The organism is Aquimarina aquimarini (assembly GCF_900299535.1).
Lineage (GTDB): Bacteria > Bacteroidota > Bacteroidia > Flavobacteriales > Flavobacteriaceae > Aquimarina > Aquimarina aquimarini.
On the sequence record NZ_OMKE01000010.1, the window covers coordinates 189,847 to 215,826 of the forward strand.

General features: G+C 31.5%; 25 protein-coding genes. 12 read left to right on the top strand and 13 right to left on the bottom strand.

All coding sequences use genetic code 11. The features are described from left to right. Positions 1 to 75 precede the first annotated feature (75 nt). The 4 genes from rpsF to DG508_RS06065 all read left to right on the top strand — a co-directional run bounded on the left by rpsF (position 76) and on the right by DG508_RS06065 (position 4,452). A complete protein-coding gene (gene rpsF / locus DG508_RS06050; RefSeq protein WP_103866352.1) occupies positions 76 to 414 on the top strand; it encodes a 30S ribosomal protein S6 in 339 nt (112 codons plus the stop codon). Then, the gene (rpsR, locus tag DG508_RS06055; protein ID WP_199912764.1) at positions 414 to 713 is read left to right on the top strand and encodes a 30S ribosomal protein S18; all 300 of its coding nucleotides are present in this window, start codon (positions 414 to 416) and stop codon (positions 711 to 713) included. Before rpsF ends, rpsR begins: the two co-directional genes overlap by 1 nt. Positions 714 to 729: 16 nt before the next feature. Further along, positions 730 to 1,182, top strand: coding sequence for a 50S ribosomal protein L9 (gene rplI, locus DG508_RS06060; RefSeq protein WP_108867272.1), 453 nt, complete (start codon positions 730 to 732; stop codon positions 1,180 to 1,182). A 102-nt stretch (positions 1,183 to 1,284) separates the two neighbouring features. Next, positions 1,285 to 4,452, top strand: a complete 3,168-nt coding sequence (locus tag DG508_RS06065) for a TonB-dependent receptor (protein WP_108867273.1) — start codon at positions 1,285 to 1,287, stop codon at positions 4,450 to 4,452. A gap of 79 nt (positions 4,453 to 4,531) precedes the next feature. On the opposite strand, the gene DG508_RS06070 is transcribed toward DG508_RS06065, so the two are convergent. Continuing rightward, complete coding sequence (locus DG508_RS06070) at positions 4,532 to 5,836, bottom strand: M20/M25/M40 family metallo-hydrolase (protein ID WP_108867371.1); 1,305 nt, start codon at positions 5,834 to 5,836, stop codon at positions 4,532 to 4,534. Positions 5,837 to 6,005: 169 nt separating this feature from the next. On the opposite strand from DG508_RS06070, the gene DG508_RS06075 reads away from it, so the two are divergent. After that, positions 6,006 to 6,488: a DUF6495 family protein gene (locus DG508_RS06075; RefSeq protein ID WP_108867274.1), complete on the top strand. Its 483-nt coding sequence runs from the start codon at positions 6,006 to 6,008 to the stop codon at positions 6,486 to 6,488. A gap of 33 nt (positions 6,489 to 6,521) precedes the next feature. Here DG508_RS06075 and DG508_RS06080 read toward each other — a convergent pair whose 3' ends face one another. Further along, a complete protein-coding gene (locus DG508_RS06080; protein WP_108867275.1) occupies positions 6,522 to 7,757 on the bottom strand; it encodes an ABC transporter permease in 1,236 nt (411 codons plus the stop codon). A 222-nt stretch (positions 7,758 to 7,979) separates the two neighbouring features. Here DG508_RS06080 and hisS point away from each other — a divergent pair, with 222 nt between their 5' ends. Both hisS and DG508_RS06090 read left to right on the top strand, forming a co-directional pair. Continuing rightward, positions 7,980 to 9,350, top strand: a complete 1,371-nt coding sequence (gene hisS / locus DG508_RS06085; RefSeq protein ID WP_108867276.1) for a histidine--tRNA ligase — start codon at positions 7,980 to 7,982, stop codon at positions 9,348 to 9,350. Positions 9,351 to 9,432: 82 nt separating this feature from the next. Beyond that, complete coding sequence (locus DG508_RS06090; protein ID WP_108867277.1) at positions 9,433 to 9,915, top strand: hypothetical protein; 483 nt, start codon at positions 9,433 to 9,435, stop codon at positions 9,913 to 9,915. A 100-nt stretch (positions 9,916 to 10,015) separates the two neighbouring features. Here the strand turns inward: DG508_RS06090 and DG508_RS06095 are convergent, their stop codons facing one another. The 3 genes from DG508_RS06095 to DG508_RS06105 form a co-directional block, all read right to left on the bottom strand. Then, positions 10,016 to 11,800, bottom strand: coding sequence for a cytochrome-c peroxidase (locus DG508_RS06095; protein ID WP_108867278.1), 1,785 nt, complete (start codon positions 11,798 to 11,800; stop codon positions 10,016 to 10,018). Positions 11,801 to 11,804: 4 nt separating this feature from the next. After that, the gene (locus DG508_RS06100; protein ID WP_108867279.1) at positions 11,805 to 13,268 is read right to left on the bottom strand and encodes a PhoX family protein; all 1,464 of its coding nucleotides are present in this window, start codon (positions 13,266 to 13,268) and stop codon (positions 11,805 to 11,807) included. A 139-nt stretch (positions 13,269 to 13,407) separates the two neighbouring features. Next, positions 13,408 to 14,181 carry a TIGR02757 family protein gene (locus tag DG508_RS06105; protein WP_234418186.1) on the bottom strand — a complete coding sequence of 258 codons (774 nt, stop codon included), beginning with the start codon at positions 14,179 to 14,181 and terminating at the stop codon, positions 13,408 to 13,410. 390 nt (positions 14,182 to 14,571) lie between these two features. Here DG508_RS06105 and DG508_RS06110 point away from each other — a divergent pair, with 390 nt between their 5' ends. After that, a complete protein-coding gene (locus tag DG508_RS06110; RefSeq protein WP_159090709.1) occupies positions 14,572 to 15,480 on the top strand; it encodes a helix-turn-helix domain-containing protein in 909 nt (302 codons plus the stop codon). Between the two features lie 560 nt (positions 15,481 to 16,040). Beyond that, on the top strand, positions 16,041 to 16,883 hold the full coding sequence (locus tag DG508_RS06115) for a M57 family metalloprotease (RefSeq protein ID WP_108867281.1): 843 nt from the start codon (positions 16,041 to 16,043) through the stop codon (positions 16,881 to 16,883). A gap of 84 nt (positions 16,884 to 16,967) precedes the next feature. On the opposite strand, the gene DG508_RS06120 is transcribed toward DG508_RS06115, so the two are convergent. Together DG508_RS06120 and DG508_RS06125 are read right to left on the bottom strand one after the other, a co-directional pair. Further along, entirely contained in the window at positions 16,968 to 17,858 is an 891-nt protein-coding gene (locus tag DG508_RS06120; RefSeq protein ID WP_108867282.1) for an ABC transporter ATP-binding protein, read from the bottom strand. A gap of 55 nt (positions 17,859 to 17,913) precedes the next feature. Then, positions 17,914 to 20,310, bottom strand: coding sequence for a DUF5916 domain-containing protein (locus DG508_RS06125; protein ID WP_234418187.1), 2,397 nt, complete (start codon positions 20,308 to 20,310; stop codon positions 17,914 to 17,916). Positions 20,311 to 20,492: 182 nt separating this feature from the next. Between DG508_RS06125 and msrA the strand changes: the two genes are divergently transcribed. From msrA to DG508_RS06140, 3 genes are read left to right on the top strand one after another with little or no spacing between them, the layout of a single operon-like run. Further along, a complete protein-coding gene (msrA, locus tag DG508_RS06130; protein ID WP_108867283.1) occupies positions 20,493 to 21,050 on the top strand; it encodes a peptide-methionine (S)-S-oxide reductase MsrA in 558 nt (185 codons plus the stop codon). Positions 21,051 to 21,055: 5 nt separating this feature from the next. Beyond that, on the top strand, positions 21,056 to 21,652 hold the full coding sequence (gene folE, locus DG508_RS06135) for a GTP cyclohydrolase I FolE (RefSeq protein WP_108867284.1): 597 nt from the start codon (positions 21,056 to 21,058) through the stop codon (positions 21,650 to 21,652). A gap of 60 nt (positions 21,653 to 21,712) precedes the next feature. Further along, positions 21,713 to 22,012 carry a hypothetical protein gene (locus tag DG508_RS06140; protein ID WP_108867285.1) on the top strand — a complete coding sequence of 100 codons (300 nt, stop codon included), beginning with the start codon at positions 21,713 to 21,715 and terminating at the stop codon, positions 22,010 to 22,012. Here the strand turns inward: DG508_RS06140 and DG508_RS06145 are convergent. From DG508_RS06145 to DG508_RS06170, 6 genes are all read right to left on the bottom strand, one after another. Further along, positions 22,009 to 22,530: a DUF6787 family protein gene (locus DG508_RS06145; protein ID WP_108867286.1), complete on the bottom strand. Its 522-nt coding sequence runs from the start codon at positions 22,528 to 22,530 to the stop codon at positions 22,009 to 22,011. The two genes, DG508_RS06140 and DG508_RS06145, sit on opposite strands and share 4 nt — an antisense overlap. A gap of 21 nt (positions 22,531 to 22,551) precedes the next feature. Next, positions 22,552 to 22,980 (bottom strand): DUF6146 family protein, encoded by a 429-nt coding sequence (locus DG508_RS06150; RefSeq protein WP_108867287.1) that lies wholly within the window; start codon positions 22,978 to 22,980, stop codon positions 22,552 to 22,554. Between the two features lie 203 nt (positions 22,981 to 23,183). Next, positions 23,184 to 23,630, bottom strand: a complete 447-nt coding sequence (locus tag DG508_RS06155) for a hypothetical protein (protein WP_159090711.1) — start codon at positions 23,628 to 23,630, stop codon at positions 23,184 to 23,186. A gap of 185 nt (positions 23,631 to 23,815) precedes the next feature. Beyond that, the gene (locus tag DG508_RS06160) at positions 23,816 to 24,712 is read right to left on the bottom strand and encodes an arabinofuranosidase catalytic domain-containing protein (protein ID WP_108867289.1); all 897 of its coding nucleotides are present in this window, start codon (positions 24,710 to 24,712) and stop codon (positions 23,816 to 23,818) included. A gap of 5 nt (positions 24,713 to 24,717) precedes the next feature. Beyond that, a complete protein-coding gene (locus DG508_RS06165) occupies positions 24,718 to 25,230 on the bottom strand; it encodes a hypothetical protein (protein WP_108867290.1) in 513 nt (170 codons plus the stop codon). Between the two features lie 104 nt (positions 25,231 to 25,334). Beyond that, positions 25,335 to 25,973 (bottom strand): DUF937 domain-containing protein, encoded by a 639-nt coding sequence (locus DG508_RS06170; protein WP_108867291.1) that lies wholly within the window; start codon positions 25,971 to 25,973, stop codon positions 25,335 to 25,337. Positions 25,974 to 25,980: the final 7 nt, after the last annotated feature.

A 25,980-nucleotide genomic window follows, 5' to 3' on the forward strand; every position in this document is an offset into this window, starting at 1 on the left:
AAGTGATAATAAGGTTTGATAATCCAAAAAATAATGTTATTTTTGCACCCAATTTTAATTTAAATTTAGATTTTTATGAATCAATATGAAACTGTTTTCATCTTGAATCCCGTTTTATCTGATGATCAGATAAAGGAAACAGTTAAGAAATACGAAGACATTCTTGTTTCTAATGGTGCCAAGATGATATCAAAAGAGGACTGGGGGCTTAAAAAGCTTGCCTATGCTATTCAACACAAAAAAAGTGGATTTTATCACTTGTTTGAGTATCAGGTGCCTGGTGAAGCAATCAATAGTTTAGAAGTTGAGTTTAGAAGAGATGAGCGAGTAATGCGTTATCTTACAGTAAAACTTGATAAGCATGCAATTGCTTGGGCAGAAAAAAGAAGAACTAGAAACAAACAAAAAGCTTAATTATGTCATCTATAGAACAACAAGCTAAAGGAAAAAAAGACGGAGAGATCAGGTATCTTACTCCTCTTAATATAGATACAGCAAAGACAAAGAAGTACTGTCGTTTCAAAAAGTCAGGTATTAAATATATCGATTATAAAGATCCTGATTTCTTAATGGCATTTGTAAACGAACAAGGTAAATTATTACCTCGTCGTCTTACAGGAACTTCATTAAAATATCAACGTAAAGTTAGTGTTGCTGTAAAAAGAGCAAGACACTTAGCATTAATGCCATACGTTGGTGATTTATTAAAATAAAATTCGTCATAACATTATGGAACTTATATTAAAGAAAGACGTTGAGAATCTAGGATTCGCAGACGATGTAGTACAAGTTAAAAATGGTTATGGTCGTAACTATTTGATACCTAACGGGTTTGCTTTGTTAGCAACTCCATCTGCAAAAAAGGTACTTGCTGAAACTTTAAAACAACGTGCTTTTAAAGAAAAGAAAGAAATTGAAGATGCAGAGAAAATAGGTAATAAACTATCTGGATTAGAAATCAAAATTTCTGCAAAAGTAGGATCAGGAGATAAATTATTTGGTTCTGTATCTAATGCTGATGTAGCTGAAGCGTTTGCTAAGCAAGGAGTTGAACTTGAGAAGAAATTCATTACTGTACCAGGAGGAACGATCAAACGTTTAGGTCAGTATGAAGCCTCTGTTCGTCTTCATAGAGCAGTAATTGTTCCTGTAGCTTTTGAGATAGTAGCACAAGCAAAATAAGAATAAACAGTTAATAACTGTTTTATAATATTTATGAAAATCGCCCTTTTGGGCGATTTTCTTGTTTTATTTTTGCATTAAATTAACATAACTCATTTGTATATGAAGAAAATTATTTTATTGTCTTTTGTGCTAATAGGATTTGCTATTAATGCTCAAGTAACTACATCAAATATTTCTGGTATTGTCAGAGACCATAGTAATGGATTATTGCCTGGAGCAAATATCACTGCAGTACATACGCCTACAGGAACCTCTTATGGAGGTGTAACTGATTTTGATGGACGTTTTAATTTAAATAACTTACGAGTAGGAGGGCCTTACAGAATAACAGTCAGCTATATAGGTTTTAAAAAACAGCTTATAGATGAAGTGTTTTTGCAATTAGGTCAAACGTTTAACTTATCTGTGATATTGGCAGAAGATGATAACAAGTTAGAAGAGGTTGTTATTACTACCAATAAGAATTCTACATTTGGTAGTGAGCGTACAGGAGCTGAGACTAGTGTTGGTAGACGAGAATTAACAACTTTACCTACCATTTCAAGATCTGCAGCTGATTTTACTAGGTTAGAACCTACAGCTAGCGGAAATTCTTTTGGAGGTAGAAATGATCAGTTTAATAATTTTAGCTTAGATGGAGCCGTATTTAATAATCCATTTGGTTTGGATGCAGCAACTCCAGGAGGACAAGCTGATGCACAACCTATCTCTTTGGATGCAATAGAACAAATTCAAGTGTCTACTGCTCCATACGATGTTACATTATCTGGTTTTACTGGTGCATCTGTAAATGCAGTTACCAAAAGTGGAACAAATACCTTTAAAGGGACATTGTATGGCTTTTTTAGAAATGAGGATCTTACTGGTGGAAAAATAAAAGGAGACGATGTATTTAAATCAGACCTAGAACAAACTCAATATGGATTTAGTATAGGAGGACCAATTATTAAAAATAAATTGTTCTTTTTTGCAAATGCAGAAAGAGATCAACGTACAGATTTAGGATCTCCATGGTTGCCCAATACTGGAGGTGGAGGAATCAATGAGTCTCGTGTATTAGAATCAGATATGATCGCTGTGAGTAATGCTTTATCCAGTTTAGGATACAATACAGGAGCGTATCAAGGGTTTACCTATGATTCTGAATCTACAAAAGGTATTTTAAAATTAGATTGGAATATTAATAGTAAACATAGAGCTGCTATTATTTATAACTTTTTGAGAGCTTCAAAAGAAAAACCAGCACATCCAACTGCATTAGGTATACGAGGACCAAGTGCTGCAACCTTACAGTTTGAGAATTCAGGGTATGAGATAAATAATAATATCAACTCTTTTCAATTAGAGGTGAACTCTACATTTTCTAGTAAGGTAGCCAATAAATTTCAAGCAGGATATACACACTTTGATGATTTTAGAAACCCATTATCGATCCCTTCACCAGTAATAACTATTCAAGATGGTGCAGGATCAAACTATATAATTGCAGGTCACGAACCCTTTTCTATAGAAAATAAACTAGATCAAAAAGTAATACAAGCAACCAATAATCTTAATATATTTCTAGGAGATCATACAGTAACTATTGGAGGTTCTTTTGAGATGTTTAGGTTTAAAAATTCATTTAATCTAACAGCATATGAGGATTTTGCGAATTTTGGGTCTACATATAGAGGATTGTTTTTTCCATATACTTCGGTAAACTCTTTTCTTGATGATGCAAATAATGGGGTAGTCGCTGCCAACTTACAATTTGCACAAGATAGATTCCAAGCATTTAATTCTGCAGGTGCAGGTAACGATGGTGGTTGGAAACTAGCGGAGCTTAATGTTGGGCAATTGGCATTTTATGTTCAAGAAGAATGGAATATAACAGAACGATTTAAGTTTAGTTATGGCTTAAGAGTTGATAAACCATTGTATTTTAATACAGATGAATTAATTCAAAAATATATTGATACAGATAATGGGGCAAGTCGAGATGAAGATATTGTATATTACAATCCACAGAGTGGCGAGCCAGTATCTCTAAGCTCTACTACCTTGCCAAATGATAAGGTATTATTATCACCTAGATTAGGATTTAATTATGATGTAAGAGGAAATAAGACATTTCAGTTACGTGGAGGAACAGGAATTTTTACAGGAAGGCTACCATTTGTTTGGATAGGAAATCAAGTAAGTGGAGCTGATGATGGATTTTTTCAACTAGTAGATCCTGATTTCAAGTTTCCACAAGTATGGAGATCTAGTTTTGGCGTTGATTATAAGTTGAATAATGGAATAATACTTACAGGAGATTTTGCTTATACCGAAGATATCAATGGAGTACACGTGCAAAATTGGGGGCTGAGAACTCCAACAGAAAGCCTATCTGGTGTAGATAATAGATTGATATATGGTGATACAGATAAAGGAGCAAATAATGCTTTTGTGTTAACTAATTCAAATCAAGGTAGAGTTATTAATGCTTCTATGAAGGTTGCCAAAAATTTCCAAAATAATTTATATGCCAGTATTGCTTATAGTTATTTAGATTCTAAAGATGTAAATTCTATAGAAGCAGAGATTACAGGAGATGCATTTGTTGGAAATCCAGCTTTGGGTAATGTAAATAATGATGTTTTATCTTATTCAAAATATGGAGATAAACATAGAATTATTGCTGTAGCTTCAAAAAAATGGAAATATGGGAGTGATAAGTTCGCAACCACTATTTCAGCATTTGCAGAGTTTGCACAAGGAGGTAGGTTTAATTATACATACGGGGGAGATATCAATGGGGATAATTCTGTGATAAACGATTTGATTTATATTCCTACTCAAGATCAATTGGCTACTTATTCATTTAGTGGAGCTACTTTTGTAGAAAGAGAAGCGCAAAGAGCTGGTTTTGAATCGTATATTCAGCAAGATGAATATCTAAGAGATAATAGAGGGAGCTATGCAGAACGATATGGTGCGATAGCACCTTGGCGAAATAGAGTTGATTTTAAGTTATTACAAGATTTTAATATCAATGTTGGCCAGAGAGTAAATACAATTCAAGTAAGTTTGGATGTTTTAAATATAGGAAACTTAATTAATTCTGAATGGGGATTAGTGCAGCAACCAAATAATGTTCAGGTTTTGGGTGTAAATGTTGATTCTAGTACAAATATACCTACCTATACATTTGATGAAAATTTATCTAAAACATTTGGATATGATTCTAGTTTACAATCTAGATGGCAGGCCCAAGTTGGATTGCGATATATATTCAACTAATAAGATCTAAAAAAAACAGTATTCAATACTGTTATTATTAGACCTCGGCAAAGTAAACTTTGCCGAGGTTTTTTATCTATTATTGATTAATGAGTCTATAGATTAATAAGGCTGTACGTTTGGTTAAAGCCATAAAAGTAGATAAATCAAGAGTTTCTTTGGGAGTATGAGCACCACTCCCCATAGCTCCTAATCCATCAAGGCAATCTACATACTGAGCAATAAACGAAGTGTCTGCAGCCCCACGCTTACCTGGGTCATATGCAGTAACAACCCCTTGGTTAAGATCTTTGCTTACTTCATTTAATAGTTTTAACAACTCATGATTTCCTTCTGTTGGTTGCATAGCAGGATAGCTATCTGTAAATGTGATAGCCGCACTAGTTTGGGGCAAATTATTATTGACAATGCTTTTCATTTTAGTTCGTGCTCTTTCTTTCTGTTCCTCAGAAATAAAGCGTAATCCTCCTTTTACTATCACGGTTTGAGCAACAACATTACTTTTTCCAAAAGCTTTACCTTTACTAGTATTTTGATTTAATTCGACGTCAGTTCCTCCTAAGATTATTCCAGGGTTAAAAGTAAGATATTCTTCACCTCTTACCTCTGTATAAAATTCGTTCAAAATTCTAGAGGCTTCAAAAATAGCTCCAGCTCCTACCTGTTCATTGAATATAGCGGATGAATGTGCTCTTTTTCCTTTGACTTCTAGTTGCCACCCAGAAGACCCTCTACGTGCAACAGTGGCATAGTTAAAACCTGTAGATGTTTCAAAACCCAATGCAATATCACTTTTTTTGGCGGCATCAATTAGATCTTTTCTGCTAATCTCTAATGGCTTGCCTGTGCTTTCTTCATCACCTGTAAAGGCAACGATAATTTGTGAGTCACCTAGTAAATCATTCTCTTGTAAGGCTTTTAGGGCATACAGTACAATTACATTTCCGCCTTTCATATCATTTGCTCCAGGGCCATATGCGGTAGTGCCATTCACTTCAAATTTTTGAAAAGGACTGTCTTTTTCGAATACGGTATCTAGGTGACCAATAAGTAGTATTTTTTTTCCTTTATTACCAGTGGTCTCAGCAAATAAGTGTCCTGCTCTATTTACCTCTGCAGGCATATCAATCCATCGTGTTTGAAAATTAATATCTTCAAATTGCTTTTTAAAAATAGTACCAACTTCTTTTACTCCAGAATGATTCATGGTACCACTGTTTATATTTACTACTTTTTCTAAAAATTGAATAGCAGATGAGTGATTGGCTTCAATAGATGAGATAATTTTTTTTTCGGCCTGAGAGAGTTTTTGCGCTTTCATACTTACAGAGATACAAAATATGAGAAAAATAGATAAGGTGTTTACTTTATATAAGATATTCATTTTGGAACTTTTTTTTGTTTGAGTATAAATATAAAGACTTTTATAGATTATAAAATTATAAGATTTTGAGCTAGTCTGTTTATAAAAAATAAAATGATTGATATATGGACCTGTGTATTGTTTTGAAATCTTCTTTTTATAATTACTTTTGCATTCAATTTTTTTCAAAATGAAATATCAAAGACTAAGTAAAGAGCAATTAGAAGAATTACACATAGAGTTTATCAACTTTTTGGCTACTCAATCTATTACAGCAGATGAATGGGAAGATATAAAAGAACAAAAACCTCATGTTGCAGAAGAGGAGATTGATATTTTTAGCGATTTGGTGTGGCAAAAAGTACTTACCAATGCACAATATTTAGAGCATTTTTCAAAAGATCAAATACATTTATTTGATTTACAAGAAGATAAAATGAATCTTATTGCGGTAAAAGTAAATAATGAGGCGATTGATATTACAACACAAGATGGATATCAGTGGTTGAAAGATAATTTACTGAATGATGAAGTAGTGTTTTATAATGCTTCTAAGGAATATGGAGATGATAAAAATCAGGATAAATTTGCGTTGATAGAAAAAGGAGCGGCTATTACCAAAGGAGAGTTATACGGTTTTTTTGCTAAATTAGTTAATAGTAAAGAGGGATAGAAGTTACTATTATACGGGGTTTTAAGGAGTTTTTTATTCATAACGTAAGGATTCAATAGGATCTTGTTTGGCGGCTTTTAATGCAGGGTATAATCCTGAAACAATAGCAATAATAAAAGAAATGGTAGTAGCGGCGATGATCGCTAACCATGGTGTACTGAATGAAAAATTTATCAATGATGCAATCCCTCCACCAATCATAACTCCTAGAATAATACCAGTAAATCCTCCAATTTGACCAATAATAATAGTTTCCATAAAAAACTGACCAGCAATTGTTTGTTTTTTTGCACCTAATGCTTTTCTTACTCCAATTTCTCTAGTTCGTTCTGTAACTGATACTAGCATAATATTCATGAGCGCTATAGAAGAGCCTAAAATGGTAATAATACTTATTATCCAAGCCGCATAATATAGATAAATGGTAATACTAGCGATACGATTTAATAAATCATCACTGCGTTCGATACCAAAATTGTTTTCTTCAATAGGGTTTAATTTTCTAATGTTTCTAAAGGTAAGTATAGCCTCATCTTGGGCCCCTTCTAGAAATTGTTTATCATCTACCTTTACACTGATTCCATAATTAATATTAGGAAGTGTAAAAATTGATCTAGCTGTTTGTAGCGGAATGAGTACTCGTAAATCCTGATTATTTCTAAAAGTAGCTCCTTTACTTTTTAGAAGACCAATAACTTTAAACTTTACTCCTCTAATGCTTATTGTTTTTCCTAATGGTGTCGTGTGTTTAAATAAATTCTTTTTAAAATCAGAACCAATCAGACATACATGATTGTTGTTTTCTATATCAAAGAACGTAAAATTTCTTCCACTATCAATTTCGGTACCTGTATTTTCGAGATAATTTTCATTAATACCAACTACAGTTACCTCTGGGTCTGTTTTTTCATTTTCATATTTTACTTCGGCATTACTAGTACCTGTAAAGTGAATAGATGTTTTTGAAAAGGGATACTTGTATTTATCATTAAACTCTTTGATGTTACGATAACTAAGTATAGGGTTTATTTTTTCTTGTTCTTTATTGTTTTTGGTACTGAATTCGTATCGTTGAATATTAAAGGTGTTAGCTCCCATAGAGGCAAAATCTCCAGAAATTGTGTTTTCTAATGCGCCTACCAATGTTAGTATACCTACCAATGATGTAATACCAATAGCAATGATAACTATGGTAAGGATGGTTCTTAAAACCTGACCTTTTATAGAATCCATTGCGATTCTAATATTTTCTCTAAAGAGTGAAAACATAATGTTTTAAATAAGATGTTCTTTTTATAGGACTACAAAACGAGTTTAAAGTTACTTAAAAAAACATTTTTTTTATGTTTATAAGCAATGGTCTTTGTTCTTTTTTTAGATATTTGTAGCCGTACTAGTAAGTAGAGAGGTGTTTTTGATCAAGAAAAAAGTTCTTGGTTGTTGATGCTCAGAAAACTACTTTCTTTCTACTGTAATTATAAATTTATAATAATGGCTCAGAAACCATCAATACCAAAAGGAACACGTGATTTTTCACCGATAGAAGTAGCAAAAAGAGGCTATATAATGGATACTATCAGAAAACAGTTTCGATTATTTGGTTTTCAACCAATAGAAACTCCAAGTTTTGAAAATAGTGATACTTTGATGGGAAAGTATGGGGAAGAAGGAGATCGACTAATTTTTAAGATATTGAACAGTGGAGACTACCTAAACAAAGTAGATGAAGCTTTGTATACCACAAAAGATAGTAAAAAGATGACTTCTAAGATTAGTGAAAAAGCATTACGCTATGATCTTACTGTTCCTTTTGCTCGTTACGTTGTTCAACATCAAAATGAAATAGATTTTCCGTTTAAAAGATTTCAAATTCAACCAGTTTGGCGCGCAGATCGTCCACAAAAAGGTAGGTTTAGGGAGTTTTTTCAATGTGATGCAGATGTAGTAGGGAGTAAATCCTTATTGCAAGAAGTGGACTTTATAAGATTGTATGATCAGGTATTTACACAGCTTAATCTAAAGGGAGTAACCATAAAAATGAATAACCGTAAAATTCTTTCTGGAATTGCAGAGGTTATAGGAGCAAGTGATAAATTAATAGATTTTACTGTTGCGTTAGATAAACTTGATAAGATTGGAGAGGATGGAGTAAAGAAAGAAATGCTTGGAAAGGGAATTACTGAAACAGCTATAGAAAAAGTAAAACCTCTTTTTAATTTTACAGGAACAACATCTGAAAAAATAGAAGGGTTAAGAAGTATGCTAGCATCATCAGAAGAAGGGATGCAGGGCGTGAAAGAGTTAGAGTTTATTGTAAATGTAATCAAAGAAATTCCTTTGACTACTGCTTTATTAGATCTAGATGTAACTTTGGCAAGAGGCTTGAATTATTATACTGGTGCAATTTTTGAGGTAAGTGCTCCAGATACGGTAAAAATAGGCTCTATTGGAGGAGGAGGTAGATATGATGACCTTACTGGTATATTTGGATTAAAAGATATAAGTGGAGTCGGGATTTCATTTGGTTTGGATAGGATTTATTTGGTACTGGATGAATTAAAGTTATTTCCTGAGACAGTAGCTTCTTCTACAAAAGCATTATTTATAAATTTTGGAGAATCAGAAGCTATTTATAGTTTAAAAGCAGTAAATAAACTACGAGGTGATCAAATAATAGCAGAACTATACCCAGATAGTGCTAAGATGAAAAAACAAATGGGATATGCTGATAAAAGAAACATTCCTTTTGTTGTTTTGGTAGGAACTTCTGAAATGGAGGCAGGTACATTTACTGTAAAAGATATGAAATTAGGTACCCAAAAAGAAGTTGATTATGAAGAATTAAAAGTGTTTTTACAATAATTACCTTGTTAAAACACAAGAACAAAAACAATAAATTACAAAAGTAAACGCTAACTTAAATATTTATACTAAAATCAAAATTATGAAAACCCCCATTTTATCTATTTTATTTTGTGCTACATTATTGCTTGCAGGATCTTGCAAAAAAGACCCTAAAGCAGATAAGCTAGATGTAGTAGAAGTAGTAAAAGACTCAACAAATGTTGCTGTTGAAGAAGTTGTAGAAGAAAAAAAACCTGAAAAGCCAAAGAAGAAAAAAGCAACAAAAAAGAAGACTGTAGAAACAAAAGAAAAAACAACACGCATACCAGGAACTTCATTCTCTACTGATAATTCGTTTGCTAAGAAATATATAAAAGATTATGAGCGATATGTTGCAAATTATAAGAAAGCTGTAGAAGCAAATGATATGGATTCTTTTCTTAAGTTGAGTGACGCAAGTAGTAGTCTATCTAAGCAATATACTCGTCTTATTAGTGTGCTTCCAGGTGAAGAAATAGAAAAGCTAAGTAAGTATATGCAAGTAAAATCAGATCAATTGACAAAATTATCTGAAAAAATGTAAAAGCAGTTACTTGTTTTATATTTCTTAAGAATAAGAAAAACAAAAAAAAACTTTGAGATTTTTCTCAAAGTTTTTTTTATACCTAAAAATAAAATTTTAGTCATTCGTTTTGATCATCAAGAGTTTTCATAAATAGAATTAAATCTTTTATTTCTTGATCATTTAAGAGTAAAGAATCTGAAGGTAGTGTTTGATATGGGGTATCAATACCAATTCCGATGCCACCACCACGATTATAGAAATCTATAACTTCTTCAAGAGTTGTATATACACCATTATGCATATAGGGAGCAGTCTTATGAATGTTTCTTATTGTTGGGGTTTTGAAAAAATGTTTTCTTTGTGGGGTTTTATAAACATGATACCTTCCTAAATCTTTACTGATAACTGCATTAATAGTATCTTTTTGTTCAGGAACTCCTATTAATTCAATTTCTGACTCCTTATAATTAGGAGGAACTGTGCCATTGAATAATGGTGCAAAATGACAAGTAGCACATTTAGCTTTGCCATTAAAAAGATTGAACCCATTGATCTCATTTTGAGTTAGTGTGTTTTCTAAATCATTAATATTGCTATCAAATTTTGAATTAAAAGGGGCTAAACTTCTGATATAAGTAGCGATTGCATTTCTAATGGTTGTATTATCAATTTTTTGATTTTGATATACTTTGGTGAAATCTGTTAGGTAAACACTATCTTTTGATACGACTCTTGTTAATGTTTTGAGATCTGTATGAAATTCTTTTTCATTTTCTACAACTGCAATAATTTGCCCCTCTAAACTGCCTGCTCTCTTGTCGTAGAAATATGCTTGCTGAAGACCTGAATAGGATAATGTAGGAGTATTACGAGTTACTCCAGATCCAATTTTTAGTCCATCTGTAAATGCTTTATCAGAATGATGACAAGTAGCACAGCTCATTCTCTTATCAGATGATAGATGAGGGTCATTGAATAGTTTTTTACCAAGCGCTATTTTTTCTGGTGTGATTTCTCCTGATTGTTTGTCTGTAAAGAAAGTGTGGTTAAAAGTAGTGTTAGAAAAAAGAGAGGTTGCTTTATTTTTTATAGCAAGTTCAAAAGGAAAATGAACTCCCCAATCAATCACTACCAAATTCCATAAATTTAATTGTCTATGAGTATGATTTTTTATAAAATGATATCTATCAAACGTATTAAAATCGGTTGTTAAGTCTTTGATAGATAAATCAATTTCATTATTCCATTTTTCAAAAAGTTGAGGATCATTAAATTCATCTTTAAAAATAGATAGATATGTTTTTAAGCTTTGATATACAATTTTGGATTCTTCAAGTGAATTTTCTAGCACAGGAGAATCAAAACCAGTGATTCCAGTAAGTGCTATCTGTAGTATTGATTTTCTAAACAACCATAAGAAATGATATGTTTTTATATGGTTGAAATTACTATTTTCTTTAATTAATTTTAGCCTGTTGGCTACCAGATTCAAGTGTTTTTTGATAAGAACACTATCTATTTCATCAACAAAAATTTCTTCTTCAAGGACTTGGTATCCACTAGGTTTTTTTAATTTGATATCAGTATAATCTTCTTCTTCAATTTTTAAGATGTTTGGCTGGTTGAGAAATGCATAATTTTCTATATCAAGAGAAGCTAGTATTGGTTCTATTTTTTTAAAATATTTTCTAGACTGTAAGAAGTTTTTTTTAATATTAACATCTATTACCGCACTATCTATAAAAGTAATAGCCCTTGTAATATCTTCTGTAAATTGTTGTTTCATTTGAATATTGAACGGAATTTTTACTATTTTTTCTTTTTTTGAACAAGAAGAAGAAATAATAAGCAAGATAAAGAGGCTTATATAATAAGCCTCTTTACAATATTTTAAAAATCTCATATACTTATCTGTCTAATCCGTTGATTATATAAAGCATACTTCCTTCTTTTCTGCTATTGGATAGATCAGGGTTGGCAGTAGGATCTGTAAATGGTATACCATCTGATCGTTCCCAACCGTGATTTTGTGTAATCATAAGAAATGTTTTATCTACATTAATTACATCAGAAATATCTATCATACCCGTTATTTCCCATATTTTTTCTGTAGTACCATAACCAGATGCAGCACCTTTAAGTTGATCACATTCTAAGACGACTTTAAGTTCTTTAGTATTCAAATTGAATTGATATAGTCTAGAATAATGATTAGCAGAAGGTTTAAAATCTTGAATCCCGTTTGGATCTTCTTGGATATAGACATAATTTTCTGTTACCAGAATGTTATCAGGACTATGAAAGGCTTCTGCTGTACCTCCTTCTTTATCACCGTCTAATATACAGGTAATTTTACCAGGTCCATCTGGTGTTTCACTATTGAGTTCTACTTTATAAACTCTTCCTGATCGTGTTCCTTTGCCAATTAAACCTGGTTTGTCTCTACCAGTTACAGCAAAATATACTTCCTGATTATTGGCTTTGCTATTTCCTTTTCGCCAGTCGATATCTTCTAACCTAGAGAATCCCATAACTCCTTTTTGCTTCGCTTCGGCATCTAATAAATCTATATCTTTTTCTGTCAGTTCTATAAATTCTATATCATAAGAGATTCCTTCTTTCATATCCATTTCATATGCTATATCAGGAGAAGTAACCTTTAGACCATATAATTTACCACCTTCTAGATCACCTTGTTTACCTATATACATTCCTAATTGTCCAGAGGGGACTTCATTATCACTATTATCATCTCCTATTAGAATTACTGTTTTTTCTGGATAAGCTTGTTTGCTTAATGCTACTGCATTTTCTGTAGACCATTGCCCTAGAGCGGTTAGTATTCTTGGAGTAGATGCTTCTGTAATATCTCTATAAGGGTCGGTGGCAAAAACACCTTTAGATGCTCCTCCCCATTCACCACCAGATAAATACAAAGGACCAAAACCATGAGTTTCTGGAGTAATAAGAGAGCCAGAGCATTGTGCAGTATTTGCAGTAGCAACAGCATTCAGGATATGTTCTCCTTTGATTGGTTTAAATGTTTCATCTAGTGTAATTCTAGCGATAGAGTAATCAGCTTCTATATTATTAATAAGAGTAAAAGTTCCATCATTATTATTTAATAATGCCGCCCCATCAGCCATAGAACCATACGTGAAATCTGGAATATATGTGTCTTCTGATGAAAGTAGGTTATATATTTTTATATCAGAGAAACTAGTAGTTTTTTTTACTAGTACAGGTGATATAGAATGGTTTTTTAATTCAATTTTTTCTGCTGGAGGTGTAATAGTATCATTGTCATCTTTATTACAGGAGGTTAGTGATACAGCTATTGCTAGAATAGCTATAGTGAGGTCTTTTTTCATTACTGTGTGGATTTATTTGTTTTCACAAATTTAATCTAGTCCACACTTGAATAGCTTTAAGAAGATGTTTTATCTTTATTAAAGAAATATTACCAAAATGTATAAAATGTAAACTTAATATTATTCCTTATTGTGATGCTTAGAATTTTTCAAATACACCCAGTCCAAATAGCGCATAATCATATTTAACGGGATCTTTTGGGTCTAATTCTCTTAACCTTTTATCAAGTTCTAATAATGCTTTCCCGTCATTTTGCTTCCGTTTTAATAAACCTAATTTACGAGCAACATTTCCTGAATGAACATCTAAAGGACATGATAATTGAGAAGTAGAGAGACTCTTCCATAATCCAAAATCTACACCTCCCTTAGCACCCCTTATCATCCAACGTAAAAACATATGAATACGTTTGGCGGCAGAATTTTTTAAAGGATCACTGACATGTTTCTCTGTTCTAGATAGATGTGGTAACGAAAAAAAATCTTTTTTGAAATGGTGAATAGCTAATTGAAAGTTATTCTCTTTTTTAAAGGCTTTAAAAAAAGTTTCCATATCACCATATTTGATGTAAATATGATGCAATGCTGTAATAAAATAGGTGAGATCTGTACTATTAAAAGTTCTATGTACAAAGCCGTCAAAAGATAGAAGATCATTTTTGGTATGATTTATAATGAAATCATGTGGGCTATTGTCTAGAAGAAGCATTAACCGATGTGCATTTTTTAAAATACTCTTTCTATTTCCCCAGGATATTGTAGCTGTAAGGAATCCCGAGATTTCGATATCTTCTTTTTTAGTATATAAGTGTGGAATTTGTATAGGATCTGTCTCTATAAATTTAGGTTGCTCATAAAAAAGAGCTTTTTCATCCAAAAAACCTTTAAGTTCTTCTTTATTTAGTTTTTTCAAATTAAAAATTATTAATGATATGTTTTTATATATCAAGACGTTTGTAATATCAATACAGATTTTTTTTATTTTAAAAATCGAAATATACTGTTAAATACAATAAATTAATTAATAATTAAGTTTAAATTACTTAGATATAATCAAAATAAATGTTATTTATTTGATTTACTATAAATTATAATCGTTTTTATTGTCGATAAATAGCAGTCAGTGATCATTTGTTATTCAAAGGTTAATAGAATGAGGGTTATAGATTATTTAGTTTTAATAAGTAGCTTACAAACGTTAGTTATTTTTGTTGTTTTATTTTTTTATAAATCAAAAAAAGTACATATTAACAGATATCTAGGGTTGTTTTTTGCTACACTGTTTGTTGAGTTGGTAATGCATATGTTGAATATTGTAATTGAGCATCCTGCGATTCATTACCAACCATTACGGTTTGATTTTTTAAGCATGAATTTTTTGTTTTTTTATGCTGTAGAAACTTCAGGGATATGTATTAAACGAAAACTTTATTATTATATTCCAGGTATTATAGAATTCTTATTTCTATCGATATTTTTTGTTACTTTACTTATAAACCCTACTATATATACCACGTTACAACAAATTCATCTTAATACTATTATTCGTATCATAGCTTCTATATATATTATAACATTCTCTGTAATGATTATAAAGGTTAATATAGAGCACAAGAAAAAATTATTTCATTTTTATGAGATTACCAAATTCAAATCATTAAACTGGTTAACTGTTTTTTGTGTAGTATGTATTTTATTTAATATAGTATCACACACATTTCGTATATTTTTTAATCAAGAATATATCAGTATTATTTTTGAGATTACTTATTTATTTGCTCTTTATTATTTAACTATTGCAAGTTTGGTACAAATAAATATAGTCAATGTAACTTCATCTAATGCGGATAAAAAAGAAACTATTGCCGAATTAGAAAATGCAATAAGAATTATTGATGATTATATGTTGGAAACCAAAGCATATTTAAACCCTTCGATTACTCTAAAAATGTTATCCAAAAATGTTAAACTTCCTGAGCGATTAATTTCTAAAGCAATTAATAAGATAGAGCATAAGAACTTTAATAATTATATTAATTATTATAGAATAGAAGAGTTTAAGAAGCTTTTATCAATGGATCGACATAAGAAATTTAGTATTTCTGCCATTGCAAATGAGGTTGGTTTTAATTCTAGAGCATCATTTTATAAAAATTTTAAGGATATCGTAGGCGTTTCTCCTTCATCATACGCTAAAAACACAAGTAGCTGATAGTCAGGAGTAAATAATGTTTCGAAACATGTATTTAGATGTCTTAAATCATGTTATTGGACATTCATTTGTTGTAAGAAGTGTTTTTTTTATTGAATTTAGCATCAACTAATTTTACACAAACTCAATTTATGAATACACTTTCTAAACAGTATTTCAATTCTCGTTTTTTACTTAGAAGTAATAAATTTCTTATAGCTGGTTAACTATAAGAATTTATTCTTGGTTGCTACAAAGCTATAAACCGGACTCTATTTTTTAATTGCAAATTTAGGTTTTATTAGTATCATTTTGATTTACTAAAAAAGCAATTTTAAAATTTGATAATCGAGGGATTAGAATCAAAAACTAACTTTAAATTTTTGATATATAGGGGTATATTTTCACCTTCGAACCGGTTTATACTTTGTTTTTTACAAGATTTACAGCCTCTACATTATAAATTATACCAATTACTTATACTAAGGTTTTCGAAGTTCTTAATTCTTAAATTTTGAATTAAGTCTATAAAAAAGTTATGGTTTTTTTCTAGGGCTTAAATTAATTAACAACTTAACAATATGAAGACAATAAAATTATTGGCGCTTAGCGCTATTATAGTTGGATGTATCTCCTCTTGCCAAAGAGAAGAAATTGCTACAGAAATAAATGAGGTAAGTAATGTTCCTACAAAAGAACAACTCATTAAACTATCAAACATGGGAGTAAACACAAAAAGTGTAACTATTCAATCCCTTAAAAACCTTGATGGTAGTATAGAAGATTATTTTATTAATGGTACAGACCTTGGAATACCTGTAGCAAGTTTGACTGATGAATCGAGCTTAGAAACATTAAAAGATGGGACCAAACAATATAGAACCCGTAACTTAATTTCTAATTCTAATCGCACCGTTGATGTACTAGGATACACTGGTGGAGGTGGTTATGGAATATCTAATACAGGTAGACAAGCTTTGCAAAGAGCAGTTAATAATTATAATAGATTAAATACTTCTCTGAACCTGAGACTTTCTTTTGGAACAAATTATCAAGCAGCAGATATGGTGATTTATGTAGAAAGAAGTTTAGGTAGTGGAGGGCAAGCAGGGTTTCCATCAGGAGGAAGGCCATATAAGTGGGCACGCATTGGGCCAGGAGTAGAGAATAGAGGAGTAGCATATGCTACTCATGTAATCGCTCACGAAATGGGACATTGTATTGGTTTACGTCATACAGATTGGCAACGTAGAGTGTGTGATGGTGGAGCAGAAGGTCAAGGTGCTGATGGAGCAATACATATTCCTGGAACACCTAGAGGTACCGATATTACATCATTTATGATTTCTTGTTCTGCACCAGGAACTAGTCAAACTGGGGCTTTTAATAGAAATGATGTAACTGCAATACAATATCTGTATTAAAATAAAAATGTAAACACAATCAAAGAACTTCGAGAATCTATGCAAAAAGAGGCTGTACATAACACAGCCTCTTTTATTTTTAATTTATTTTTCTGACAATTCTGTTACAATTTTACCATCTACCATTACCAGTTTTCTATCTGCCATATCTGCAAGTTCACGATTATGAGTAACTATGACAAAAGTTTGCCCAAATTGATCTCTAAGTTTAAAAAACAACTGATGTAAATTTTCTGCAGCTTCACTATCTAAATTACCAGAGGGTTCATCAGCAAAAATGACTTTTGGATTATTGATAAGCGCTCTAGCTACTGCAACCCGTTGCTGTTCTCCTCCAGAAAGTTCGTTGGGTTTATGATTATATCGATGAGATAATCCAAGAAAATCCAAAAGCTCTTTAGCTCGTTTTTCTGCTTTATCTTTTGGTGTTTTTTTTATAAATGCAGGAATGCATACATTCTCTAAGGCTGTAAATTCAGGTAATAATTGATGAAATTGAAATATGAAGCCTAAGTTTGTATTTCTAAAAGAGGAAAGATTGATTCCTTTTTTCTTTTTTTTGGTAAAAAGACGATAAACTCCTAAGATTACTAATGGAATTAGGATTAATGAAATTCTAATTGCATTTCTGAGGTAAGTATCAACCATATCAGGAAAAAGGAAGATACAAAATACCACAAAGCCTAAATAAACAATCCTAAAGAAAGGCAGAATGAGAGAAGCACTTTTCAAATTACGAATTTTTGATTCTTCTTTTTGAAGCTCAAAAATATCTGATTCATTAATTGTTAATGATGAATTATTTTTGTCATTATTAGGATTGTCTAATGTGCCAAGAATCTGTAAGAGCGTTGTTTTTCCCGCACCAGAAGCACCAACGATAGATACAATTTCTCCTTTTTTTATATGAAGATCTACACCTTTGAGGACGTGTAAATCTCCGTAGTTTTTATGAATATTTGTTGCTTTAATCATTTACTTTCTATACTTGATGCAGTGAAAGTAATCAATATCATCAGAATCCCCAAGATTATCCTTTAGAAGAACGTTTTAAATTATTCACATCCAAGAAATATACGATTCTTAATGAGAGCGTGTGTTGTATTTGTTGCGTAAATAAATTGTCCAAACTTTGACCGTAATCTAATGTGGACAACTTATCCTCATTAAAAATTTGATTGCGATAGAGTAGGGTAGCCTCACTACCAGGTGCAAACCTCCAATTGAAACTTAAATCAATATTCCAGATATTAAAATTTCTATTTGGATCGTCATCAGAAATATCATAATCAGTTTGAGATTTGGAACCATCTTCATTGAGAAGATAAAATACATTATCTGTGTAATCTGCTGTACTCCAGAAGTTTCTGAATCGTAAGTTTATCGATTTATATGGATCAAAATTATAACTGGCATTTAAGGAATTTTCTAAAGAAACTACATCTCGTTTCCCTAGAAAAACATCGGTTCCATTATCATCAACATATCCAAAATTATCAGGGCGATAGAAGTATTCTGATCGCCATATAAGCAATAATTTATCAGAAAATCGATATCTGGGAGAAACCTCTATTCTATAGATTTTTTGAGGGTCATCAAACCATTGTCTTGTTCCAACACTAACATCATATGCAAATTTTTTTCTATAATCAGATGAAATAAACATTCTTCCACCAAGGCTGGGATTAAAAGTTACAAACCTTCCTTTTACTCTTGGTTCAAAATAATTTTTATTTTTTGAATTGTAAACAGTATTTCCTCCAAAAGCAAATCGATTTCTAGCCATAAAAAACCAATCAGCACCAAGGCTATTTTGTGTTTGAATGCTAGGACTATATAATCTACGGTGTCGTGTGAAAATATTAACTCTATAATTATTGAACCATCCTTTGGGTTCAAAAATTTGATACGAGGCATTTATTCTGAAATTATTAAAATTATTTCTAAAACTTACCCCAAGATCATTTATATCATAGGTTGTATTTGATAGATCATGCCCAAATCCATATCTAAATTTACCTTTGATGCGATCAAAATCTAATTCAGAAGCAAAACCACCTATATTATCTTTAGGTAAATTTACCTGACTCACCATAGATCTTCCTGTAAGTCGATAGGAATTAGATTTGTTGGTAAGGTTCCAAACTAATCCAGTTACGTTTCCATTTCTAAAATCACTTCCTTCTCGAGTTACATTTGTATTTATCAATGATACAGAGGAGTTATTGTTAAATTGCTGATCTAGTACAAAAACGTTATAATTAGTTAGTGGTTCTACTGTTTCTTTTCGATGTGCTCCTGTAATAGTATCTGTAATCTGTATTTCTGTTTTTTCTGTAATAGCATTCAAGAATCCAATACCTAATTTACCACTAGTTCTTCCAGAAACTTTTAGTGCATTAAGCAAATTTATTTTGGAAGGAGCATCTTCTGCTACCTCATGAGTAGCTAGATCATCATCTGATATGGATTTAGAAGGTCTTCCCCCAATTCTTCTTGAAAAGAATACATTACCTTTATTAAATAATTCTGTACCTTCAGTAAAGAATTGTCTATTTTCTCTAAAAGTTTGTTCAAAGGGTCCAAGGTTAAGGCGAACTTCATCAAAAGCTGCTTGACCAAAATCGGGGATAAGAGTAGCATCGAGCGTAAAACCATCACTCAATCCATACTTTACGTCCATTCCTGCACTAAAATCAGCTTTATTTTTTTTATCATTATGAGAAACAAGACCTTGTATAAAAGGAAAGAATGTAAGTCTTGTTGGGGGATCGATATTATGTACCCCTTTTACTAATCCATTATATTGTGTACGTTGCCCTTTGCTATTATCTATAAAATTCCAAGTATATGTTTGATTTCTACTCAAAGATCTTCTAAAAAAATTAATACTCCAATCTTGTATGTCTACTTCAGGAAATCGCAATGCATTATAAGGTATTTTGAATTCTGCATACCATCCTTTATCATCAAAAGATACTTTAGCATCAAAAACAACATTATAACTAAAATCTTGATTAAATTGATCAGCTCTTGCATCACCTATAGTACCCGCACTAGTAATAAAAAACCTAGTTTCATTAACCCCATCATTATAGGTGTTTATTGCTATACTAAAAAAATCTGCCTGCACAAATATATCATCTCTTTGACTAAATTGACGTAGTATCTCATCAGGTTGGTTATCATGTAAATAAACACCAAAATAAACGGCTTTGTTATCATAGGCCATTTTTACTTCGGTTTGTAAATCTTTAGGGATTTCACCTTCATTACCAGGCCTCCACATTTTAAATTCACCGTGAGCAGGTAATGTTTGCCATACAGTATCATCTAGGATACCATCAATTTTTGGAGGATTACTTATTCTTTTCGCAATAATTTCTTTTCTTTCTTGCGCAAAAGAGCATAGAGAAAAGAGTAGCAAAAATGTAACAAAATTTTTTTTGCGTAATTGTATAACCATAAACATGTAATAAAAAACTTACTTTTTTGTATTATTTGTAAAACTATGCTTGTAATGTAAGATGTCGTGCTAATAAAAAGTTAAAATAGGGAAAATACCTTATTCTTATAGGTATTTTTGTTAAAAAATGTTAATATGTTGTTATGGAGAATACTAAGTTAGAGGTGGCTGTACTGGCTGGAGGTTGTTTCTGGTGTACAGAAGCTGTTTTTCAAAGAATAGAAGGGGTTGAAGTGGTCACTTCTGGATTTACAGGAGGAACTATTAAAAATCCTGCTTATAGAGAAGTAACTACAGAAAGAACAGGTCATGCAGAGGCTGTAAAAATAGAGTTTGATGCTAGGCGTATTAGTTATAAAGAATTATTAGAGATTTTTTTTGCCACTCATGACCCTACGACACTTAATCGTCAAGGAGCAGATCGTGGAACTCATTATCGAAGTGCTATTTTTTGTACAGATGAACAACAACAAAAAATAGCGGAAGAATTTATTGAGACTTTAGAAGAAGAGAAAATTTTTGATAAACCAATTGTTACACAGGTGGCTAGATTCGAGGCTTTTTATAAGGCAGAAATAGATCATCAAGATTACTATAACCAAAATAGTAATCAAGGGTATTGTCAATTTGTGATCAACCCAAAACTTAAGAAATTAAATAGTACCTTTAAAAATAAATTGAAAAAAGAAATACAGAATTAATTGCTATGCCGTATAAGAATTTTGAAGAGTATAATATAGAAGTAACTGAAGGAGTAAAAGAAAAATTTGAGTCAATTATAAAAGATTTGGGAGAAGATACAACACGAGAAGGTATTGTGAAAACACCTGAACGTGCTGCAAAAGCGATGCAATTTCTTACTCAAGGATATCATCAAGACCCTACCGAGATATTAAAAGGAGCGATGTTTAAAGAGGATTATGATGATATGGTAATTGTAAAGGATATAGAGTTATATTCATTATGTGAACATCATATGTTACCATTTTTTGGAAAAGCTCATATTGCTTATATTCCTAATGGTCATATTGTTGGGCTTAGTAAATTACCAAGAATTGTAGATGTATTTGCCAGACGTTTACAGGTACAAGAGAGATTGACTCATGATATTCTTGAATGTATTAATACAACTCTAAAACCAAAAGGAGTTGCTGTTGTTATAGAAGCTTCTCATATGTGTATGATGATGAGAGGGGTACAAAAACAGAATTCTGTAACTACTACCTCAGGTTTTAGAGGGCAATTTGAAAAAATAGAAACTAGATCAGAGTTTTTGAGATTAATTACTGCCGATTTAACATAATACATTTTTGGAATACTCTTTGCTCTAATCATAGTATATTAACCCCTTAACTATTTAACTATGGTAAAAGACAAATACAAAAAATTAGGACTGAGTATTCTTTTTGATGGACTCGGAATGGTAACTTATTTATTTCCAGGTGTTGGTGAGTTTGGAGATGTAATATGGGCACCATTGGCTGGCTGGTTGATGACTAGAATGTATAAGGGCAATGTAGGAAAGGCTGCTGGTGTATTTACACTTGTAGAAGAAGCATTACCTGGATTAGATGTAATACCAACATTTACAATTATGTGGGTATACACTTATGTTGTCAAAAAAGAAAAAGTAAAAGATATTATTGATATTGATGTGTCTTAATCTTTAAAAAAACGAGCAAGCCCCATTCTGCTAAGCATTTTTTTCTCAAAACCCCAGAAGAACTTGAATTGACCAACAAGCCAGCCTACGATAAGTAATAATATTTGATATATTGGAAATATAAGTAATATTCTTAATGGCCAATAAATCCAACCATTTGTGGTTTCTCGTGCTAGCCCTATAAGAGTTAGTATCGGATCAGAAATACGTGCCGAGGTAGAACCTGTTATAGCAAAGCCTATAAAAATGGCAATAAGCTCCCATCGGTAGGTAATAGCCCATTTTTTTTCAAGAATTTTAAAAAGTTTTAATGTAATAAATAGAAGTAAAAAAAACACAAAAAGTACCAAGGCAGATAGTGTTCCAATATAGATACTATCTGTTTGATTTATTGGTAGCGTGTTCAGAATATATTTACTGATTAAATATGAAGAAAATAATAGACTTATAGTGCCTAATATAGGAAAAATGAGTTGCCAATTATATTTTATTTCCCAACGTTTCTTAAATTTTTGCATAGTACAAAAATACGATTAAAATCAAAATGAACCTCTTCTAGAGACAATAAAACGTTGCTTATATCGCTGTTCAAAATACAAGAAATAATTATAGAGAAGATAATTTACTTCGTATCCATAATGCGTAAAAGAATCATAGTTTATTTGCTGAACATATAGGTTAGGATCAAAACGTAAAGGTTGTAATACTCTTTGATTATATTGAGTAACATATAAATTATTTCTGGTTTCTAAAAAGCGTTCAGAATAAAAGCCTCTTGGCCTTTGTGTGACTATCCAAGAATTAAATCCAGGTTCTATTATTAGAATTTCATATTCTAAGCTATCATTAGCAATTCTTATTGTATCAGATTTAGTGTTTCTAGAAGTTGTATGTATATTTCTATTTTTTGTAGTAGTACAACTATAGAATACTATGCCTATAAATAATATGTATATTAAATTTTTCATTTGTTGTGATATATCGTTTTTAAAATCAAATAGAATACTATTAAAAGTATTTCTTAGGTTTTAATGATTGATATTCGGATATATAAATGTCAAAAAAGGAAACTAATACTTCTGAATAGAAACTTTTTTAATTGTATTTCTTGCTTTTAATTTGTTAATATATACACTGGAATTACTTTCTAATTTATTATTAATTACTTAGGTTAATTCAAGTCTATTTCAATACGTAAAGTTTGATTACCACGAACAGTCATTGTCTTATTTATAGAAAAGGAGTTAGAGAATATGTTTCTGTAATTATGAGTACTGCCAGAATTTACATTGACTAAATTACCGTTTACAAAACTGTATTGAACAAAAGCATCGTCATTATTATTATAAGACCAAAACTCAAGTGTATAATCATAATCTCCAGGTGATATGTTTGAAAATCTTATTTGTTTTTTACCTAGTCCACCTACTTGTCTTTCAGAATTATTCTTATCGTGTAAAACTACACGAACATTTGCTAAGTCGTAATAGTTTGGAACATTAAAATTAAATTCAATAGCTCCTTTATCAAAGGCGGTACCTATTCCTCCAGTAGTATAGTTATTAGTACTTTCTATTTCTATATCATCTGTACTACATGCTAAAACCCCTAGCGTCATAAATATGATTATTAAAGTATTTTTAATTTTCATCTTTTTAATTAGTATTGTTAAATTATTTATTCTCGGAGCGATTTACAAGTATTATGCAAAATCGATTTTACAAAATTATTTAAAAAAAGAATGGGATTATGTTGTAGAAATTATAAAATCTAGTAATGGAAGTAAATTATGTGGCTAGGTGATTATAAATTCCAAAAATTGATTTGACTTTCTTCGATTTCTTGAATCTCTGTGAGATTTATATCCATACGGTACATAATTAATTCTGTAAATCGATTTGTAGCAAATTCTTGATTGTATCCATTTGAATAGAGAATTCCAGCACCATTGGTAGCAGTACAACGACCCAGCGTATAATTACCAGTTCTGAGTACAGTTCCTGATCGCCTTATCGTTTGGGCAATATTTGCACGAATAAATGAAAATTGTTGCCATTGATTATTAGTATTAGATGCATGTCGTACAGGATTGCTACAGCAAATACCAGAGTCAAAATAAACTCTGTTATTGGTCCAGTTAATATGAATAGACCACCTGTCTCTACTTACTCCAGCTCGTCGGGTACCAAAAGAAAATTGATTATTAGAAGTAGAATATAGTACAGTAAGTATAGTTCCGTTAACTCCTGCATTGGTCAATAGTTGTATACTAGTATTGATATCTAATCTGTCATTGATACCATCGCCAAAAAAATAGGGCCTTACTGGGTTTGTAATAAATCGAGGTTGAAAAGCATTTGTGTTTTGAATAGCATTTCTACCCAATCCACTTTGATCATACCAAATAACGATAAATACATTTGCACCGCCTCGCCAGGTATTAATTGCTTCAACATCTACTATGTCATTGTCTGCCCATCCAAAATCTTGTTCCATATTGTCACTATCTCTTCTTAGCCGGATCAATGGGCCGTTGTAGTCGGATTCTAATACACGCAAAGAATAGGCAAAACTAATATTGTTTAATTTTTCATCAAGAATATGAGAAGGCCTAATAGTAGGGAAGTGGTTGTATTGACCAATCTGACTATGACAAAAGACTGAAAAGAGAAGGCATATAAAAAATAAAACTCTTGTCATATCAATTAATTTCTTTTTAAATCTCCTGTAACATGAAAAACGTTTGTACTAGTGCTTACAATTCCTGCTCCTGCATCTAATCCAGCAGTTTTAAATCTAAGTAGCCTATTTTTAATAGTAACACCTCCTGCTCCAGATATAGTTATTTTTCCATTTCCAATTTGATAAATACTAATATTATAACCTATAGGAAGACCATTAGGAATAGTTAATGTAATATCTGTTATACTATCAAATGTTAAAATATTTCCGTTATCGTTCTCTGTAAGTGTATAATTTCCTGTTTTAGGAAATACAGAAGGAGGAGTTAATAATTCTTTCCATTCTGTACCATTAAATTCAAAAACCTTTTTTTTATCAGTATCAAATATCAATGCTCCTTCTTGTATTGTTATAGTTGATATACTATTAATATCTGCTGTAGTAGCTCTTGGGAGTACTAATAGTGCATTTGCATCAATTTGTGAAATAGCATGAATAGAAGAAGTAAATAATACTAAAAACAATAGTTTTCTCATAACAAAAATGGATAAGAAGAGTGCAAAAAAGGCTTACTAAAGTTTTAATACTTCTGTAAGCCCTGATTTTATGTGATTTCTAATTTTAAATCAGAAAAAATAGATTATTTTCCAAAAAGTCCTCCGAGGAGTCCTCCTAATCCACCTTTTTTGCCTCCACTATTACTTAACAACATACCAGCAACATCATCAAGGATACTTCCATCACCATCTGCATCTAGAAAAGATTCTATCAATGATTGTTGTTGCGATCCTCTAGCTCCACCAGAAAGGTTTCCAAGTAGACTGGTTAATCCATTGGTATCTGTTACATTGTTTTGCTGTGCTTGTTTACCAAGAACTCCCATAAGAATAGGGGCAGCTACTTTTAATATTTGAGCAACAGAACCAGCATCGATACCAGATTTTTGACTTAGTGCATTTTCTACAGCAGGTTGTTTACCTCCTAAGATGTGACCAAGAATACCAGCACCATCATTAGTAACACTTTGGTCAACACCACCTTCGAACAAACCTCCTAGGTTATCCAATATTCCTCCGCTATGTTTACCAGTAATAGCTCCTAATAAGCCTGAAGCTCCTTCTGGAGTTGCTGCATTTTTTTGCATTGCTCCCATTAATACAGGCATAGCCATACTTAATAAACTTCCAGTTTTATCCTCAGATTGTCCTGTTTGTGAACTTACACCATTGATAATCTGCTTACCTACTGGGCTATTCAAAAGTTCTAAAATTCCTGACATAGTAAAA